Annotated in this window: 13 protein-coding genes; 9 read left to right on the top strand and 4 right to left on the bottom strand. The window is 64.9% G+C overall.

The features are described from left to right. The first annotated feature begins 206 nt into the window (after positions 1–206). From DBR12_RS22215 to DBR12_RS16785, 8 genes are all read left to right on the top strand, one after another. On the top strand, positions 207–356 hold the full coding sequence (locus DBR12_RS22215) for a hypothetical protein (RefSeq protein WP_158275007.1): 150 nt from the start codon (positions 207–209) through the stop codon (positions 354–356). Beyond that, a complete protein-coding gene (locus DBR12_RS16815; protein ID WP_108618293.1) occupies positions 356–1,705 on the top strand; it encodes an NAD(P)-dependent oxidoreductase in 1,350 nt (449 codons plus the stop codon). Before DBR12_RS22215 ends, DBR12_RS16815 begins: the two co-directional genes overlap by 1 nt. Before the next feature lie 53 nt (positions 1,706–1,758). After that, positions 1,759–3,072, top strand: coding sequence for an NAD-dependent dihydropyrimidine dehydrogenase subunit PreA (gene preA, locus DBR12_RS16810; protein WP_108618292.1), 1,314 nt, complete (start codon positions 1,759–1,761; stop codon positions 3,070–3,072). 221 nt (positions 3,073–3,293) lie between these two features. After that, positions 3,294–4,751, top strand: a complete 1,458-nt coding sequence (locus DBR12_RS16805; protein WP_108618291.1) for an NCS1 family nucleobase:cation symporter-1 — start codon at positions 3,294–3,296, stop codon at positions 4,749–4,751. A gap of 76 nt (positions 4,752–4,827) precedes the next feature. Continuing rightward, positions 4,828–6,279, top strand: a complete 1,452-nt coding sequence (hydA, locus tag DBR12_RS16800) for a dihydropyrimidinase (RefSeq protein ID WP_108618290.1) — start codon at positions 4,828–4,830, stop codon at positions 6,277–6,279. A gap of 26 nt (positions 6,280–6,305) precedes the next feature. Continuing rightward, positions 6,306–7,562, top strand: a complete 1,257-nt coding sequence (locus DBR12_RS16795; RefSeq protein WP_108618318.1) for a Zn-dependent hydrolase — start codon at positions 6,306–6,308, stop codon at positions 7,560–7,562. A 97-nt stretch (positions 7,563–7,659) separates the two neighbouring features. After that, positions 7,660–9,183 (top strand): methyl-accepting chemotaxis protein, encoded by a 1,524-nt coding sequence (locus DBR12_RS16790; RefSeq protein ID WP_108618289.1) that lies wholly within the window; start codon positions 7,660–7,662, stop codon positions 9,181–9,183. A 192-nt stretch (positions 9,184–9,375) separates the two neighbouring features. Continuing rightward, positions 9,376–11,421, top strand: coding sequence for a bifunctional diguanylate cyclase/phosphodiesterase (locus DBR12_RS16785; RefSeq protein ID WP_233244629.1), 2,046 nt, complete (start codon positions 9,376–9,378; stop codon positions 11,419–11,421). Between the two features lie 191 nt (positions 11,422–11,612). Here the strand turns inward: DBR12_RS16785 and DBR12_RS16780 are convergent, their stop codons facing one another. From DBR12_RS16780 to DBR12_RS16765, 4 genes are all read right to left on the bottom strand, one after another. Beyond that, positions 11,613–12,665, bottom strand: coding sequence for a bifunctional nicotinamide-nucleotide adenylyltransferase/Nudix hydroxylase (locus tag DBR12_RS16780; protein WP_108618287.1), 1,053 nt, complete (start codon positions 12,663–12,665; stop codon positions 11,613–11,615). Positions 12,666–12,890: 225 nt separating this feature from the next. Then, on the bottom strand, positions 12,891–14,591 hold the full coding sequence (locus DBR12_RS16775) for an NAD+ synthase (protein WP_108618286.1): 1,701 nt from the start codon (positions 14,589–14,591) through the stop codon (positions 12,891–12,893). Between the two features lie 2 nt (positions 14,592–14,593). Then, positions 14,594–15,787, bottom strand: a complete 1,194-nt coding sequence (gene pncB / locus DBR12_RS16770) for a nicotinate phosphoribosyltransferase (RefSeq protein WP_108618285.1) — start codon at positions 15,785–15,787, stop codon at positions 14,594–14,596. Positions 15,788–15,832: 45 nt separating this feature from the next. Beyond that, complete coding sequence (locus DBR12_RS16765) at positions 15,833–16,690, bottom strand: cysteine hydrolase (RefSeq protein WP_108618284.1); 858 nt, start codon at positions 16,688–16,690, stop codon at positions 15,833–15,835. Between the two features lie 164 nt (positions 16,691–16,854). On the opposite strand from DBR12_RS16765, the gene DBR12_RS16760 reads away from it, so the two are divergent. Beyond that, a complete protein-coding gene (locus tag DBR12_RS16760) occupies positions 16,855–17,526 on the top strand; it encodes an NUDIX domain-containing protein (protein WP_108618283.1) in 672 nt (223 codons plus the stop codon). The last annotated feature ends 111 nt before the right edge of the window (positions 17,527–17,637 follow it).

Genomic DNA, 17,637 nt, shown 5'->3' with positions numbered 1-17,637 from the left:
GGGCGGGCGGGCGGCGGCAGTCATTGCACCATTGTGGAACAAGCCGGGGCCTGAAAACTGGCAAATCGCTGGCTGGGGGCTGGCACGCGCCTTGCTCTAGGGATTTTACCAATTGGTAAATTTTTACGGGTTGGTAAATTGACCCACAACGCAGGGCACCGCGGCACCAAAGCAGCGGGCACCTGCACCCCACAGCGAGGACCACGATGAAACCTCCGAAGTTTGCGGGCGCCAGCCACGACGCTGGTGCCGCATTGGTTGGCGCCACTGGCTGGCGTTCCAACGCGACGCGGCGTGCGCCCGCACGCCCGATGGGCGCCCAGACCCCCAACCTGACCCTCTCGGAGGAAACCTGATGGACACACCCGCAAGCCGTGCCTGCGGCATTCATGCCGCACGCCTGAACCTGGCCGACTACGCCGTCAACTTCAGCGACGCTCACCCGCCGCTCACCCGCCCTCAGGCCCTGATCGAGGCAGAGCGCTGCTATTACTGCCACGACGCGCCCTGCGCCACGGCCTGCCCCACGGGCATCGATATTCCTTCGTTCATCCACCGCATTGCGCAGGACAACAACCGGGGCGCCGCCCGCGCCATCCTGGAGGCCAACCCGCTGGGCGGCATGTGCGCCCGCGTGTGCCCTACCGAGGTGCTGTGCGAGCAGGCTTGTGTGCGCAATACCAATGAAGACAAGCCGGTGGAGATCGGCTCGTTGCAGCGCTATGCGACTGACGCATTTTTTGAAAAGCCGGGCGCACCGCTGTTTCAGCGTGCAGCTGCCACCGGCAAACGCGTGGCCGTGGTGGGCGCGGGCCCTGCAGGCCTGGCCTGCGCGCATGGCCTGGCCGTGCGTGGCCATGACGTGGTGCTGTTCGAGGCGCGACCCAAGCTCGGCGGCCTCAATGAATATGGCTTGGCCAGCTACAAGACCACGAACAACTTCGCGCAGAAGGAAGTGGAGTGGCTGCTGTCCATCGGCGGCATCGAGGTGCGCACCGGCCAGCAACTGGGTCGTGACATCACACTCGACAGCCTGCTGGGCGCCTACGACGCTGTGTTCCTGGGCCTGGGCCTGCAGGGTGTGAACGCGCTGGGCGTGGCTGAGCCCACGGTCACCGGCCTGCGCAATGCGGTGGACTTCATCGCCGAGCTGCGCCAGAGCGCCGACCTCTCGACCCTGCCTGTGGGCCGCCGAGTGGTGGTGATTGGCGGCGGCATGACGGCGGTGGACGCCGCCGTGCAGTCGCGCAAGCTGGGCGCTGAAGAAGTGACCATCGTCTACCGCCGTGGCGCAGAGGCCATGTCCGCTTCAGCGGTGGAGCAGCAGTGGGCGCAGACGAATGGTGTGACGATCCGCCACTGGGCGGCACCCAAAGAGGTGCTGAGCGAAGGCGGCACGGTGAAGGGCGTGCGTTTTGCCGCCACGGCGCTGAGCGGCGGCAAGCTGGTGGAAACCGGCGAGACGTTCACGCTCGAAGCCGACATGGTGCTCAAGGCCATTGGCCAGACCTTTGTGGCCGATCCGGTGGGCAACCGCGTTGCCTTGGAAGGCGGACGCATCGTCACGGACGCCGAAGGTCAGACCAGCCTTGCGCGCGTATGGGCGGGTGGCGACTGCCGCGTGGGCGGCCGCGACCTCACGGTGGAAGCGGTGGAGCATGGCAAGGTGGCCGCTGTCTCCATCCACGCCGCACTGATGGCTTGATATGGCCTGACGTGGCCTGAACCCTTCCACCCCAGTTTTCACGGGAGCACCCCATGGCAGACATTCGCAGCAATTTCCTGGGCATCCAGAGCCCCAACCCCTTCTGGCTCGCCTCCGCACCACCCACCGACAAAGAGATCAACGTCACCCGCGCCTTCGAGGCGGGATGGGGCGGTGTGGTGTGGAAGACGCTGGGCGAAGACCCGGCCGTGGTCAACGTCAACGGCCCGCGCTATTCCACGCTCATGTCGCAAGACCGCCGCGTGATCGGCCTGAACAACATCGAGCTGATCACCGACCGGCCGCTGCACACCAACCTCGAAGAGATCAAGCGCGTTAAACGCAACTGGCCCGACCGCGCGATGATCGTCTCGCTGATGGTGCCTTGTGTGGAAGAGAGCTGGAAGAACATCTTGCCGCTGGTGGAAGACACGGGCGCCGACGGCATTGAACTCAACTTCGGCTGCCCGCACGGCATGAGCGAGCGTGGCATGGGCGCGGCTGTGGGCCAGGTGCCTGAATACATCCAGATGGTCACGGCCTGGTGCAAACACTACAGCAAGCTGCCTGTGATCGTGAAGCTCACGCCCAACATCACCGATGTGCGCCAGCCCGCACGCGCTGCCAAGGCGGGCGGGGCGGATGCCGTGTCGCTCATCAACACCATCAACTCCATCATGGGTGTGGACCTGGACCGCATGGTCATGAGCCCGAGCACCGACGGTTGGGGTTCGCACGGCGGCTACTGCGGCCCGGCCGTCAAGCCCATTGCGCTCAACATGGTGGCCGAGATCGCACGCGATGCGCAGACCGCCGGCTTGCCCATCAGCGGCATCGGCGGCATCACCACCTGGCGCGACGCGGCTGAGTACATTGCGCTCGGCTGCGGCACGGTGCAGGTGTGCACTGCCGCCATGGTGTATGGCTTCAAAATCGTGCAGGACATGTGCGATGGGCTCTCCAACTTCATGGACGACCACGGCTATGCCACGCTCGACGACTTCAAGGGTCAGGCCGTGCCCACGGTGAAGGACTGGAAGAACCTCAACCTCAACCACATCGAAAAAGCCGTCATCAACCAGGATGCCTGCATCCAGTGCGGCCGCTGCCATGTGGTGTGCGAAGACACCTCGCACCAGGCCATCACCTTCACCAAGGAAGGCGGCGTGCGCAAGTTCGAGATCAACGAGGCCGAATGCGTGGGCTGCAACCTGTGCGTGTCGATCTGCCCCGTGCCCGAGTGCATCACCATGCGCGCACTGGAGCCCGGCGAGGTGGATGTGCGCACGGGCAAGACGGTGACGGGCGAATACGCCAATTGGACCACGCACCCCAACAACCCGCAGCGGGTGTCTGCCGCAGCTTGATGTGCGCCCATGCGTGCGTGTGCCACAGGCCCTGCAAGGCGTTGTGACAGCACCCGTTGTGGTGCTGATTTGCAACGCATGCTGCACTGCATCTGGTGCAGTTCTTGCGTGATCTCTAGCATCGCTCGCTTCCCTTTGCCCGCCATCTGCCAGCGTGAGGGCGCCGGACCAGACAGCGGGTTGTGTGCAACCCCAACGACGTCTTTGACAGGAGTACAGGCATGACCAACAGTACCGGCAGCGCTGCCCACGTGGCGGGGCCAATGCCCGGCGGAGCATCCAACACGCTCGCCAATGAAGATCTGCTCCCCACCACCGCCGCGCAGCGACACTGGACGTGGAAGGACTTTGCCGCCCTGTGGGTGGGCATGGTCGTGTGTGTGCCCACCTACACCATGGCGAGCTCCATGCTGGACCAGGGCTTCACCTGGCAGATGGCCGTGTGGCTGGTGTTCCTGGCCAACTGCATCGTGCTCATCCCCATGGTGCTGATCGGGCGCGTCGGGCCCAAATATGGTGTGCCTTTTCCGGTGCTGGCGCGTGCTTCGTTCGGTGTGAAAGGCGCCAACCTGCCGGCCGTGCTGCGCGGTCTGGTCGCGTGTGGCTGGTTTTCCATCAACTGCTACTTCGGTGCGCTGGCGCTGCATGGCTTCTTGAACATCCTGGGCATGGGGCTCGCGGGCCCCGCAGAGGGCGAGACCATCAGCACCTCGCAGTTCATGTGCTTCCTCGCGTTCTGGGCGGTGCATATCTACTTCATCTGGAAGGGGCCGGAGTCCATCCGCCTGCTGGAAGTGATTGCAGCGCCGCTGATGATCGGCGCCTCGGTGCTGTTCGTGGTGGTGCTGATGATGAAGGTGCCATCGGGCCAACTCTTCAATCTGCCTGCCAAGGTGGTGGAAGGTGGTCCCAAGACATGGGCCGCCCTCACAGGGCTGGTGGGCTTCTGGGCCACGCTGGCACTCAACATTCCAGACTTCACACGCTTTGCCAAGTCGCAGAAGGACCAGGTCGTGGGTCAGGCGATTGGCCTGCCGCTGCCCATGGCCCTGTTCTCCATGGTGGGCGTGATCGGCTTCTCGGCATCGGCCATCCTGTATGGCAAAGCGCAACTGTTCCCTGACGGCCTGCTCACCCAGATGGGCAGCGTGGCGGCGGGCCTGGGGCTGCTGGTGATCTTGCTGGCCAACCTCACGACCAACGTGGCCGCCAACCTGGTGTCGCCTTCGTATGACTTCAGCCAGTGCGCGCCCTCCAAGATCAGCTTCCGCATGGGGGGCGTCATCGCTGCGCTTATCGGGCTCGTGTTCATGCCCTGGAAGATTCTTGCCACTTCGGGCGGCTACCTCTTCACCTGGCTAGGTGGCTATGGAACGCTGCTTGGGGCCATCGCGGGCATCTTGCTGGTGGACTACTACTTGGTGCGCAAGAGCGAGTTGAAGGTGGACGACCTGTACCGCCGTGGCGGCGAATACGAGTACAGCAACGGCTGGAACCTGCACGCACTGATCGCCTTTGCGCTGGGTGTGCTGCCCTGTCTGCCTGGCTATCTGGCGGTGTCGGGCGTGGTGGACAAGGCAGGCATGCCCGCCATCTGGCTCACGCTGTTCGACTCGGGCTGGTTCTTCAGCCTGGCCGTTGCGGGCACCTACTACTACCTGACTGCCAAGAAGAAGTGACCCCTTGGCCCTGCCTGGGCCTGGTGCCAGTGCAGGGCCTTTTTTGATCTGATCCGTATCCCTGAAGGAGACCCCCATGAGTCAAGCCCTTGTGATCCGCGGTGGCACCGTGGTCAACGCCGACCGTGAACAGCGCGCCGATGTGTTGTGCGTCGATGGCCGCATCGTGGCCGTGGGGGAGGATGCTGCGGCACAGGCCCCTGCCGGCGCGCAGGTGCTGGACGCCAGCGGTCAGTACGTGCTGCCTGGCGGCATTGACCCGCACACGCACATGCAGCTGCCGTTCATGGGCACCGTCACCATGGACGACTTCTTTACCGGCACGGCGGCTGCGCTGGCCGGCGGCACCACGAGCATCATCGACTTCGTGATCCCCGATCCGCAAGAACCCATCCTGGATGCTTATCGTAAGTGGCGCGGCTGGGCGGAGAAGTCGGCCGCCGACTATTCGTTTCACGTCGCCATCACCTGGTGGAGTGAGCAGGTGCGCGCCGACATGGGCACGCTGGTGCAGGACGAGGGCGTGAACAGCTTCAAGCACTTCATGGCCTACAAGAACGCCATCATGTGCGATGACGAAACCCTGGTGAACAGCTTCAAGCGCGCGCTGGAGCTGGGCGCCATGCCCACGGTGCATGCCGAAAACGGCGAACTTGTCTACCTGCTGCAGCAAGAGGTTGCCAAGATGGGCATCACCGGCCCCGAGGGCCACCCGCTCTCGCGCCCGCCCATGGTCGAGGCCGAAGCCGCCAACCGCGCTATCGCCATTGCCGACGTGCTGGGCGTGCCCATTTACGTGGTGCACGTGAGCTGCATGGAATCCGCCGACGCCATTGCCCGTGCCCGCGCACGTGGTCAGCGCGTGTACGGCGAGGTGCTGGCGGGCCACCTGCTGGTGGACGACAGCGTCTACCGTGACCCCGACTTTGCCAAGGCCGCCGCCTATGTGATGAGCCCGCCCTTTCGCCCCAAGGGCCACCAGGAGGCGCTGTGGCGCGGCCTGCAGTCGGGCCAGCTGCACACCACAGCGACCGACCACTGCACCTTCTGCGCCGCACAAAAAGCCATGGGCAAAGAGAACTTCGCCAAGATCCCGAACGGCACGGGCGGTGTGGAAGAGCGCATGGCTGCGCTGTGGGATGGCGGCGTGAACACTGGGCGACTCACGCCATCCGAGTTCGTGGCCATCACCTCGGCCAACGCGGCCAAGTTGTTCAACATCTACCCGCGCAAAGGCTTCATTGGCGAAGGCGCCGATGCCGACCTGGTGCTGTGGGACCCGCAAGGCACCAAGACCTTCTCGGCCAAGACCCAGTTCAGCAAGGGCGACTTCAACATCTTTGAAGGCCGCACTGTGCGCGGCATCCCTAGTCACACCGTCAGCCAGGGCCGCGTGGTGTTTGCCAACGGCGACCTGCGGGCCGAGCAGGGCAAAGGCCGCTACATCAAGCGCCCTGCGTTTGGCGCCAACTTCCAGGCCGTGCAAAAGCGTGCGCAGGACTTGGCGCCCACCGCCGTTGCGCGTTAACTGCTGCAATGCATCCGGAGAACACCATGGACACCAAAGTGAAGACCGACATCGAAAACCTGCGCATCAACGGCCAGCGCCTGTGGGATTCGCTCATGGAGCTGGCGCAGATCGGTGCCACGCCCAAGGGTGGCGTGTGCCGCCTCACCCTCACCGACCTGGACAAGCAAGGCCGCGACCTCGTGACCCGCTGGGCGCGTGAGGCAGGCATGACCGTCACCATCGACAAGATCGGCAACGGCTTCATGCGCCGCCCCGGGCGCAACAACAGCCTGCCGCCCATCATGACCGGCAGCCACATCGACACCCAGCCCACGGGCGGGAAGTTCGACGGCAACTACGGCGTGCTGGCGGGCATCGAGGTGGTGCGCACGCTGAATGACCACGGCATCGAGACCGAGGCACCGATCGAAGTGGCTTTCTGGACCAATGAAGAAGGCAGCCGCTTTGTGCCCGTGATGATGGGCTCAGGCGTGTTCGCCAAAGCCTTCACGCTGGAGCACGCCTACGCCGCCACCGACACCGAAGGTAAGACCGTGAAGGGTGAGCTGGAGCGCATCGGCTACATCGGCGACCAGGAGCCCGGCGACCACCCCATTGGCGCCTACTTCGAGACCCACATCGAACAAGGCCCGGTGCTGGAAGACAACGATAGGACCATCGGCGTGGTCAGCGGCGTGCTCGGCATTCGCTGGTTTGACTGCACCGTCACCGGCATGGAAGCCCACGCAGGCCCCACGCCCATGGCGCTGCGCAAGGACGCGATGCTGGCCGCCACCCGCATCATGCAAGACGTGGTCGCCGCCGCCCACCGCCACCCGCCGCATGGCCGGGGCACCGTGGGCATGGTGCAGGTGTTCCCCAACAGCCGCAACGTGATTCCGGGCCGGGTCAAATTCAGCATCGACCTGCGCAACAGCACGGACGCACTGGTGGACGCCATGGCCGCCGAGGTCAAGGCCTTTGCCGACCAGGTGGCCAAGGAGCATGGCGTGCAGGTGCATATTGAGATGGTGTCCAGCTATCCCGCGCAGCTCTTCCAGCCCGAGTGTGTGGAGGCCGTGGGCCGCGCAGCCGCCAAGCTGGGCTACAGCCACATGCCCGCTGTGTCAGGCGCGGGGCACGATGCCGTCTACATGGCCAAGCTCGCGCCCAGCGGCATGATCTTCATCCCCTGCAAGGATGGCATCAGCCACAACGAGATCGAGGACGCCAAGCCCGAGCACATCGAGGCGGGGTGCAACGTGCTGCTGCATGCGATGCTGGAGCGCGCGGGAACCTGATCGCGCGCGCAGTGGGGCGGCGCGCCCGCAGGGTTCGGGTGGCGTTGTATCTTCCGGGGCTCTGTATTTTTCTGTTTTCCGCGAAGAGGGCGGTCCCATGAAACTCAAAACCCGCATCCTGTGGCTGTGCGCTGCCACGCTCCTGGGCCTGGTCGTGCTGTCGGCCATGGCGCTCACCACGCTCTACCAGTCGATGATGAAAGAGCGCACTGCACAGCTCTCCAACCTGGTGGTGCTGGCCCACGCGGCCGCCCAGAAGTCGCACGAAAAAGAAAAGAGCGGCGCGCTCTCGCGCGAAGACGCCATCAAGGAGGCCACCCAGACCATCGGTAGCTTTGTGGACAAAGACAAGTACTTTTTTGTCCGGGGCTTCACCAACGATGTGAACTACGTGCACCCCAACCCCAAGCGCATCGGCATCGTCGATGAAAAGGGCGGCAAGGAGGCGGGTGTGCGCTACCGTACTGCGCTGCAGGGCGTGACGGTGGGCACCGTGACAGCGCCCGGCACGCGCCCGGGCGCCAAGGAGCCGGTGGACAAGCTCTATGCCGTCATCAAGTTCGAGCCCTGGGACTGGATCATCGGCTTTGGCGACTATGTGGACGACATCGAGAACACCTTCTGGCGCAACACGGCCATCTTGCTGTCGATTGGCGCGGTGCTGATGTTCATCGTGGCGCTGATGGCCTGGCAGATGTTGCGCACCCTGGTGCACCAGCTCGGCGGCGAGCCGCAGTATGCGGCAGAGGTAGTCACCCAGATCGCTGAAGGCAACTTGGCCGTGGATGTGCAAACGCTGCCTGGTGACACAACCAGCATCCTGCACGCCATACGCGCCATGCGCGACAACCTATCGCACTTGGTCAAGCAGGTACGCGACAGCACCGACTCCATCAACACCGCGTCCTCCGAAATCGCTGCCGGAAATGGCGACCTGTCGGCCCGCACCGAGTCTCAGGCCAGCGCACTGCAGGAGACGGCAGCCTCGATGGAGCAACTCACATCCACTGTGCAGCAGAACGCGGCCAACGCAAAGCGCGCTGACGAACTGGCGCGTGCCGCATCCGACATGGCCGTGCGCGGTGGCGATGTGGTGCAGCAGGTGGTGGGAACCATGGGCTCCATCGACCAGTCCTCGCGCAAGATCGTGGACATCATCAGCGTGATCGACGGCATTGCCTTCCAGACCAACATCCTCGCACTGAACGCGGCGGTGGAGGCGGCCCGTGCGGGCGAGCAGGGTCGGGGGTTTGCTGTGGTGGCTAGCGAAGTGCGCAGCCTGGCCCAGCGCAGCGCGGCTGCAGCCAAGGAGATCAAGGGCCTGATTGATGACTCCGTGGCCAAGGTGGGTGTGGGCACGCAACTCGTGGAGCAGGCTGGCGCCACCATGGGCGAAGTGGTGGCTGGCGTGAAGAGCGTGACCACCATGGTGGCCGAGATCAGCGCTGCCAGCGGCGAACAAAGCGCCGGCATCGCCCAGGTCAACCAGGCGATTTCGCAGATGGACCAGAGCACGCAGCAGAACGCAGCTTTGGTGGAGGAGGCACTGGCGGCCGCCCAGTCGCTGAGCCAGCAGGCCGTGGCCTTGTCGCAAACCGTGGGGCAGTTCCGCGTGGCATGACCGGATGGGTTGGACATGCCACGGGAGTGTGCGAAGATCCAAGGAGTTGCGTCTGGCGCGTTGTCTTGCGCAAACATTCCTTGTGGTTTTCTTCGCCTATTCGCAGTTCATGCCTGACCGGTTGTTGCTGAACCATTTGTGCGTGCAGGCCTTGGGCCTGGCGTTGGGCTGCGGGCTGGCATGAGCGGGTCGATGCCCACTCCGGCAGGTCGCCTGCCGGTGGACCGCCAGCCCACAGCCGCCGAGCTTGCAGCGCGCACAGCCCGCTACGCCGCGCTGGAGTGGTTGTCCCGCCCTGTCTGGGTGTTCGACATCGAGGGGCAATGTGTGCACTGGGCCAACACCCCCGCGTTGGAGGTTTGGAGCGCCACAACGTTGGCCGAGCTGTGTGGCCGCGACATGGGGCACGACATGTCCGAATCCGTGGCGCAGCGCCTGGCACAGTACCAGTGTGACTTTGTTTTGCGGGGCAAAACCAGCTTCAACGAGCAATGGACCATCTATCCCGGCGGCGTGCCGGTGTCGCTCAACGTGCGCTTGACCGGGCACCAGCTGCCCGATGGCCGTATGAGCATGTTGTGCGAAGCCGAGCCTGTGGGCGTGGTGCCGCCCGAGTCGCTGCGCTCGGTGGAGGCGCTGCTGCACACGGCGGTGATGATCACCCTCTACGGCCAGAACGGCGAGGCGCTTTACCGTAACCCGGCCGCGCGCGCCGCCGTGCTCAGCCCTGGCGAGCGGTTGCAGGACCGGATTGGCAACCCCGCTGCGTTTGCCACGCTCTCACGCAGTCTGGAGCAGCAGGGCGTGGCCACGCTTACGTTGGCCGTGCGCACGCCCCGGGGTGACCGCTGGCACGAGTTATCGGCGCGCCGCTGCAACGACGCCATCACCGGCCAAGACGCCGTGCTCGTGAGCGAGGCGGACATCAGCGCCATCAAACACACCGAAGAGCGCGCCAATTTCCAGTCGCTGCACGACGTGCTCACCGGCCTGCCCAACCGAGCGCACTTCACCCAGCGTTTTGCGCGAGCGATGGAAGAAGCCCGCGCCCAGTCGCTGGAAGCAGCGTTGCTGCTTATCGACCTGGACAACTTCAAGGACGTGAACGACACGCTGGGCCACGCGGCGGGCGACGAGCTGCTGGTGGCACTGTCGCAGCGCCTGCGTCACACTCGACATGGCACTGAAGTGCTGGCCCGCTGGGGCGGCGATGAGTTTCTGGTGCTGCTCACATCCCCGCGCATCCGCGCCGACCTCGACGCGCTGCACGAGCGCATCTCTGTGGCGCTGGCCGCACCGCTGTCGGTGGCGGGCACGCTACTGCGTGTGACATCCAGCATGGGTGTGGCGCTCTACCCGCAGGATGGCGACACCATTGAGTTACTGCTGCGCAACGCAGGCCTGGCGATGCATGCCGCCAAGAAGCGCGGGCGCAACACGCTGGTCTACTTTGACGGCAGTCTGGCAGAGGTGGCGCGCAGCCGCACCGAGCTGGAGAAGGAACTTCGCCAGGCGCTGGAGCGCAAAGAGTTCGAGGTCTACTACCAGCCCCGTGTGGATGTTGCCACCAACACTTTGCGTGCGGTGGAGGCGCTGGTGCGCTGGAACCACCCGCGTCTGGGCCTGGTGCTGCCCGCTCAGTTCATCCCCGCTTGCGAAAGCATGGGCCTGATCGGCCAGTTGGGCCTTTGGGTGCTGGCGCAGGCGGCGCACCAGCAGGTGGCGTGGGCGGCGCAGGGCTGGGACCTGGTGGTGTCGGTCAATCTGTCGCCGCGCCAGTTTGCCTCGCCCGAACTGCTGCACGACATCACCGGTGTGCTGCGGCAGGCCGGTGTGAACCCTGCGCGCATGGAGCTGGAGATCACTGAATCCATGCTGCTGGGCGAAGACCAGCATGTTCTGGACGTGATGCGTGAGCTGTCGGCGCTGGGGCTTTCCATGGCGCTGGATGACTTCGGCACGGGCTATTCCAACCTCGCTTACCTGCAGCGGTTCCCCGTCCACACGCTCAAGATCGACAAGACCTTTATCCAGGATACGGATGCCAACCGATCGCTGGCCGAGCTGATTGTTTCGCTCTCCTTGCTCATGAGGCTCACCGCTGTGGCCGAAGGTGTGGAAACGCAGGAGCAGCTCGATTGGGTGGCGGGGCGCGGCATCGCGCAGTACCAGGGCTACCTGTACGCGCGGCCCATGCCGGTGCGCGCCCTCACAGAGTGGCTGCACAGCCACGCGTGACAAGCCCCCCCTGAGTCGCTTCGCGCCTTCCCCCTCTCTCGACTCGCTGGGCGATTCGGGAGGGGGACGCCCCCAACGCATGCGCTGGATACGCCGCCTTCGCGGCGGGGCGACCCTTGCGCGGGGCGCTGTATTGAGCGCGCCAGTTGCATGCTCCACGGGCCGCGTTTAGCGCGATGGATAACCGATCGTCAGTCCCCAGAAGACCGCTGTGCCCCGGTGATCGTCAGGAAGTGGTCCAGCATGTGGAAGTGGTCTTCAAAGAACTCTTCTTCCATCCCCGCCAATTGATCAATGCGCGTCCACTGCACCAGCATCGCATCGTCATCGGCCTGCACCACCGGGAAGGGGGCGTCGCCCAGGTCGAAGTAGTGCGCGTGGGTGATGGTGCGGCCGCGCTGGCTGCGGTCGGGGTGGTCGAACACGGCGACCGATTGCAGCGCTGCGCGCATGCGGGCCTCGGGCAGGTCGCAGTGGGTTTCTTCCACCAGCTCGCGCAGGCAGGACTGCCACACGGTTTCGCGTTGCTCTATGAAGCCGCCGGGCACCGCCAGCTGCCCTTTGCCTGGCGCGTGGGCGCGGCGGATCAGCAGTACATGATCCTGGCAGCGAAGCACGGCGTCTACCGTTACAAATACAGGCGGGTAGGGCGCGGCCGACCAGGCTTCGCGGTAGCCGCGCAGCATGTGCCACTCCTGCTGCAGCGCTGCGTAGTGTGGGGTCCGGGCCAGGGTCTGCAGATGTGTGAGTGTGCTGGCCGGGATCTCTGTCGCCAGCGGTGCCAGAGCCTCGCCCACGGTGTCAGCCGTGGCGCCAAAGTAGGCATCACGGATGGTGGTGGCGTCCATGCTGCCCTGGCGGGGCAGGTCGATGAGTGACCAGCCGGGGAAGGCTCGCAGGTAGCTGCTGGTCGCGTCCTTGAAATGGCCTACGAGCGCGATGCGTGCACCCGGCTGCGTGCGCTGGGCCACGCCTGCGCGCACGGCCTGCACCCACACGGTTTCGTTGTAGTAGTCGCGCACTGGCAGCACTTGAATGCGGGCGCGATCGGCCTCAGGCAATGCACCCAGCAGCATGGCCTCGCGCTCTTGCCAGGTGAAGGGGTTCTTGGGCGAGCGGGCCTGCCAGGCCGAACCCACGACCACGATCACCTGGGGCGCCTGGCGCAGGGCCTCTTGCAGCAGGGCCAGGTGGCCGCTGTGCACGGGTTCAAAGCGGCCGATGAGGAGGGCGGTGTCGTGCATGGGTCTCCAGTAATTTTGAGAAAAAAATGGCTTCTGCGCCTGATAGATAAGCGAAATCAGCTATGGTTTTTGTAGTGATTTTAAGGTTTTGATGCTCTGTGGCGGGTGCCATGAAACCCTCAAAGTTCACGCTGAGGCTGTTGTAGCGTGGCGCGTGGCTTCGACAAGCTCAGCCAGAACGGGTCAGTGTGTGCGGGTTTCGCCTGGCGCTCCCAGTGGTGTCCGTCACACGTACTTGGCAGCAATTGGCATCTGTCTGCCGTTGCCAAACGCCCGGGCCCGCACGCGCACGATGGGCGGAGCCTGGCGGCGTTTGTACTCGTTGCGGGCTACCATGGTGCGCACGCGCTGCACCAGGGCGCGGCCTGTGTCGTCAGTGTGCAGTTGTGCCACGAAGGCCTGCGCGGCGGCATGCTCGGCAGCAGAAAGCCGGTCACCTTCAATGAGCAGCTTAAGGACCTCGTCCAGCACCGGGTAGGGCGGCAGGCTGTCCACATCCCGCTGGCCGGGGGCCAGTTCGGCAGAGGGCTCCTTGTCGATGATGGCCTGGGGTATCAGCTCGCGCCCGGCGTGTGCGTTGACGTGGCGCGCGAGGGCAAACACCTCTGTCTTGTACAGGTCGCCAATCAGGCCCAGCCCGCCGTTGGTGTCGCCGTACAGCGTGCAGTAGCCCACCGAAATTTCGCTCTTGTTGCCCGTGGTGAGCAGCAGGTGGCCGAAGGCGTTGGAGTATTCCATCAGTACCGTGCCTCGGATGCGCGCCTGCAGGTTTTCGAGCGGCAAGCCCTGCAGCGGCTGGCCAAAGCTGGCTGCAAACTGCTGGGCGTAGTCCACCACCAGCTCGGCAATGGGGTGGGTGTGCAGCTTCACCCCCAAGTTCTGACACAGGGCCACAGAGTCATCGACCGAGCCGCTGCTGGAGTAGCGCGAGGGCATGGTCACGCCCACCACGTTGTCGGCACCCAGCGCCTCCACAGCAAGCGCCAGCGTGAGCGCGCTGTCGATGCCGCCCGAGCTGCCCACCACCGCTTGCTGGAAGCCGCAGCGCCGCGCGTAGTCGCGCAAGCCCAGCACGATCTGCTGGCGGTAGAAGTCCATGGTGGGCAGGCCCTCGGCGGGTATGTTTGCGGGCGCTGCGCCATCGGCGGTGCGGAAGTGGCCGCGGTCGAACTGCAGGGTGCGCACATCCTCCACAAACCGGGCGGCCTCGAACACCACGCCCGCATCCGGCTCGGCGGCGAACGATGCGCCGTCGTACACCAGCTGGTCGTGCCCGCCAATCTGGTTCACGTACAGGATGGGAAGGCCGTGGCGGCGCGAGGCCCCGGCAAAAATTTGGTGGCGCTGCTCGCGCTTGCCGATATGGCTGGGGCTGGCGTTGATGCTCACCACCAGGTCGGGGGCCGCGTCGCGCAGGCGCTCGAACGGGTTGGTGGAGTAGTCGGCACCGTGGTCGTTCCAGCCGTCTTCGCAGATCAGCAGGCCCACCTGGGCGCTGCCGATGCGCAGCACCTTGGCCACGTCGGGGCCGGGCTCAAAGTGTCGGCGCTCGTCAAAGATGTTGTACGTGGGCAGCAACTGCTTGGCGTACTGCAGGCGCACCGTGCCGCCTTGCAGCACCAGCAGGCTGTTGTGCAGCTTTTTGCCCGGGCCTTGCGTGGGTGTGGGCGCACCTAGCACCCAGTGCAATTGCGGCAGCGCGGCAGAGGCCTGTTGCAGCGCGGCCAGGCCCACCTGGATGCGCTGCAGAAAACCGGCTTCTTCCAGCAGGTCGCCGGGGTAGTAGCCGCACAGCGACAGTTCGCTGAAGACGATGAGGTCGGCCTGCTCGCGGGCGGCTTGCTGCGCCGCCTGCACCATGCGGGCCACGTTGCCTTCGATGTCGCCGACGGTGAGGTTGAGTTGGGCGAGGGTGATGCGCAGCATGGTCAGTCCTTCACTTGGAACACTTGGCGCAAATAGGCCAAGTAGGTTTCATCGTCACACAGCGTTTTGCCGGGTGTGTCTGACAGCTTGGCCACGGGCTGCCCGTTGGCGTGCGTGAGCTTCATCACGATGTTGAGCGGCTTGTGGTCCGCACCCATGTCGTTGGTGAGGTTGGTGCCAATGCCGAAGCCCAGTTGGGTGCGGTCGCCAAAGTGGCGGTACAGCATCATGGCGCGTTCCAGATCGAGCCCGTCAGAGAACACCAGCCGCTTGGTGTGTGCATCAATGCGCAGCTTGGCGTAGTGCGCCAGTGCCTTCTCGCCCCAGGCCACCGGGTCGCCCGAGTCGTGCCGCAGTCCGTCAAACAGTTTTGCAAAGTACAGGTCAAAGTCGGCCAAAAAGGCGTCCATGCCCACGGTATCGGTCAGCGCAATGCCCAGGTCGCCCCGGTATTCCTGCACCCAGTCTTCGAGCGCCGCCTTTTGAAAGTCGCGCAGGCGCACGCCCAGGGCCTGATAGCTTTGCAGGTATTCGTGCGCCATGGTGCCGATGGGCACGAGATTCAGGTCGCGCGCCAGCAGCACATTGCTGGTGCCCTTGAACCACTGCGGCGCTTGTGTGGCAAAGGTCTGCACCACCTCGCGCTGCCAGGCCCCGCTGTAGCGGCGGCGCAGGCCAAAGTCGAACAGCTCAAACGGGTGGCGCAGCGTGGCCTGCTGCGCCAGGGCCTGCAGTTGCTGCACCTTGGCGGCCAAGCGTTCGCGGCCTTTGGTGAGGGCCTTGGCCGCGTCAAAGCGGCGAAAGTACAGCTCGTTGACGATGGCCAGCACAAAAATCTCAAAGCCCATCACATGCACCTGCGGCCCCTGCGCCACGATGTGCAGCTGCTCGCCCTCGGCCCAGGCGCGGATGAAGCTGCGCTGGAACTGGAAGATGCGCAGAAAGTCCACAAAGTCGCTTTTGATGTAGCGCAGGCTGGCCACGTAGGCCAGTTCGTCGGTTGTGAAGCGCAGCGTGCACAGGTGGTCCAGCGCGGCATTCACCTCGGGCAGCAGCTCGGCCAGCGGGTAGGCGGGTGTGTTGCGGCACACAAAGCGGTATTCGCTTTGCGTTTGCGGGTGGCGGTGCAGCAACGCCTGCCACATGGTGAACTTGTAGAGGTCGGTGTCGAGCAGGCTGGTGATGACGGGTTGCATGGTGATGCTCTCCTTTTGTAGCTGCTTGCGCTTTATAGATAAGCGCTAGAGGCTGATTTGGCTCGTGGTGGAAAGCTGAGCGCCTGCGGCGCGCATGCCCTCCAGAAACGCTTGGTGTTGCGCCTCGAAGCCGCCCACGGGGCTCATGCCATCGGTCAGCAGCACGATGCGGCTGGCCTGCCAGCCCGGCTGCAGGCGCGGCAGGTGCTGCACGATGTGCTCGGTGGTCGATCGCACGCAGTGGCTGCTGGCCTCGCCCGCAATCAGCAGCACATCGGCCTGGCCCAGCTGGCGCAGCAGGGCGGTATTGAGCGCGGTGCTGTCGTCCGCAGCGTCGGGCACTTCGGCCTCAATGGCGCTGTAGTGCTCTGTCCAGGGGTTGGTGCCCTTGAACACGTTGCGCACAGCGCGCTGGCGCTGCAGTTGCCACTCGCCGCAGGCGGCCAGCACATCGGCATGCACGCCGTGGCCCCAGCTGCCCAACTCGCAGTGCACGGGCCACACCATCAGTGTGTAACGGCCCTGGGTTTCCAGCGCGTCCAGGTACTGCAAGGTGCGCGGCAGGGCGGCGGAGTCGTGCGGTGTGAAGTCGCCCGCCCGCACCTGGGCGGCGGTGATAGGGGTGAAGGGCGCCACATCGGCCCCCACGCCGCTCTGCCAGAAGCCGGGGTGGGCGATGTCAAAGCGCTGGTGCGAGTCCAGCGTGACGGTGATGCCGTCGAGCAGGCTGCCTTGCTGGCGAATGAACTGGGCCAGGCGTTGCATATCCGCATGCGCTCCGGGCACAGGCAGTGCGGGCGCGGTGTGTTGGCCGGTGAGCGCATCCACGGGCTGCCATGCGGCAGGCAGGTCGCAAAAGTCGTTTTGGGGGTCTATCACCAGCAGCTGAATGTTGCGGGGCATGGTCTTCTCCTGGGTTGTTGGACGCAGTGTAATCTTGTTAGTACAAAAAATAAACTAACTAAGTTGAAAGCACTTGTTTCGTAGTGGCTTAGAAGAATTTGCATCGGGGCATGTGGTTCGCTACCGGGATGCCGGTTTGTTCATGCTTGTGACAAACTTGGCGCATGACCGAATCCGCCATGCCCGTTGTGATCTGTACCGTCGATGTGGTGCTGCTGACCTTGCAGCAAGGTGCGTTGCAAGTGGCCCTGCTGCGCCGTGAACGCGCGCCGTTTGCCGGCGCGCTGGCGCTGCCGGGGGGCTATATCCATGCGCAAGAAGACGCCGATGCGCAGGCCAGCGCCGCCCGGGTGCTGCGCGACAAGGCGGGCTTACAGAGCCCCTACCTGGAGCAGTTGGCCACCTTCTCCGGTCCGGTGCGTGACCCGCGAGGCTGGTCCGTGGCCGTGGCCTATTGCGCCCTCGTGCCGCCCGAAGTACTGGCGGGCACGCCATTCACGCTGGTCGCAGTGGCTGAGTTGCCTGCGCTGCCTTTTGACCACCGAGCCATGGTCGATGCCGCTGTGGCCCGTGTGCGCAGCAAAAGCCAGTATTCCTCCATGCCCGTGCACCTGTGCGCCGAGCCCTTCACGCTGCCGCAACTGCAGGCGGTGTATGAGGCGGTCCTGGGCGAGCCGGTCAACAAGGTGAGCTTTCGCCGCAAGATGGACGAGTTGGCCATGCTGGAGCCCGTGCCGGGCGCGCTGCAAGGCGGCGGCGCCCACCGGCCCGCACAGCTGTACCGTGTGCGCCCGGCTTACCGGGGTCACCTGTCTCTGAGTGTGAGGGGGCTGTAGCGCACCCGCAGCGCACAAACTATTGGACCGCTGCGGGGAAATCTGGCACAAACGCAAACTTTGTGTCCCACGAACGGTGGGTGCGCCGCGCGGGCCAGGAGGCTGGCGATG

It is taken from the genome of Acidovorax sp. HMWF029, from assembly GCF_003060895.1.
GTDB lineage: Bacteria > Pseudomonadota > Gammaproteobacteria > Burkholderiales > Burkholderiaceae_C > Acidovorax.
This window is presented reverse-complemented; position numbering and strand designations above follow the sequence as displayed.

What these genes read in the sequence shown, in the direction of transcription:
- preA (WP_108618292.1), top strand. Translation starts at nt 1,759, where the DNA reads ATGGCAGACATTCGCAGCAATTTCCTGGGCATCCAGAGCCCCAACCCC.
- DBR12_RS16765 (WP_108618284.1), bottom strand. Translation starts at nt 16,690, where the DNA reads ATGCCCCGCAACATTCAGCTGCTGGTGATAGACCCCCAAAACGACTTT.
- pncB (WP_108618285.1), bottom strand. Translation starts at nt 15,787, where the DNA reads ATGCAACCCGTCATCACCAGCCTGCTCGACACCGACCTCTACAAGTTC.
- DBR12_RS16790 (WP_108618289.1), top strand. Translation starts at nt 7,660, where the DNA reads ATGAAACTCAAAACCCGCATCCTGTGGCTGTGCGCTGCCACGCTCCTG.
- DBR12_RS16780 (WP_108618287.1), bottom strand. Translation starts at nt 12,665, where the DNA reads ATGCACGACACCGCCCTCCTCATCGGCCGCTTTGAACCCGTGCACAGC.
- hydA (WP_108618290.1), top strand. Translation starts at nt 4,828, where the DNA reads ATGAGTCAAGCCCTTGTGATCCGCGGTGGCACCGTGGTCAACGCCGAC.
- DBR12_RS16805 (WP_108618291.1), top strand. Translation starts at nt 3,294, where the DNA reads ATGACCAACAGTACCGGCAGCGCTGCCCACGTGGCGGGGCCAATGCCC.
- DBR12_RS16815 (WP_108618293.1), top strand. Translation starts at nt 356, where the DNA reads ATGGACACACCCGCAAGCCGTGCCTGCGGCATTCATGCCGCACGCCTG.
- DBR12_RS16775 (WP_108618286.1), bottom strand. Translation starts at nt 14,591, where the DNA reads ATGCTGCGCATCACCCTCGCCCAACTCAACCTCACCGTCGGCGACATC.
- DBR12_RS16785 (WP_233244629.1), top strand. Translation starts at nt 9,376, where the DNA reads ATGCCCACTCCGGCAGGTCGCCTGCCGGTGGACCGCCAGCCCACAGCC.
- DBR12_RS16795 (WP_108618318.1), top strand. Translation starts at nt 6,306, where the DNA reads ATGGACACCAAAGTGAAGACCGACATCGAAAACCTGCGCATCAACGGC.
- DBR12_RS22215 (WP_158275007.1), top strand. Translation starts at nt 207, where the DNA reads ATGAAACCTCCGAAGTTTGCGGGCGCCAGCCACGACGCTGGTGCCGCA.
- DBR12_RS16760 (WP_108618283.1), top strand. Translation starts at nt 16,855, where the DNA reads ATGACCGAATCCGCCATGCCCGTTGTGATCTGTACCGTCGATGTGGTG.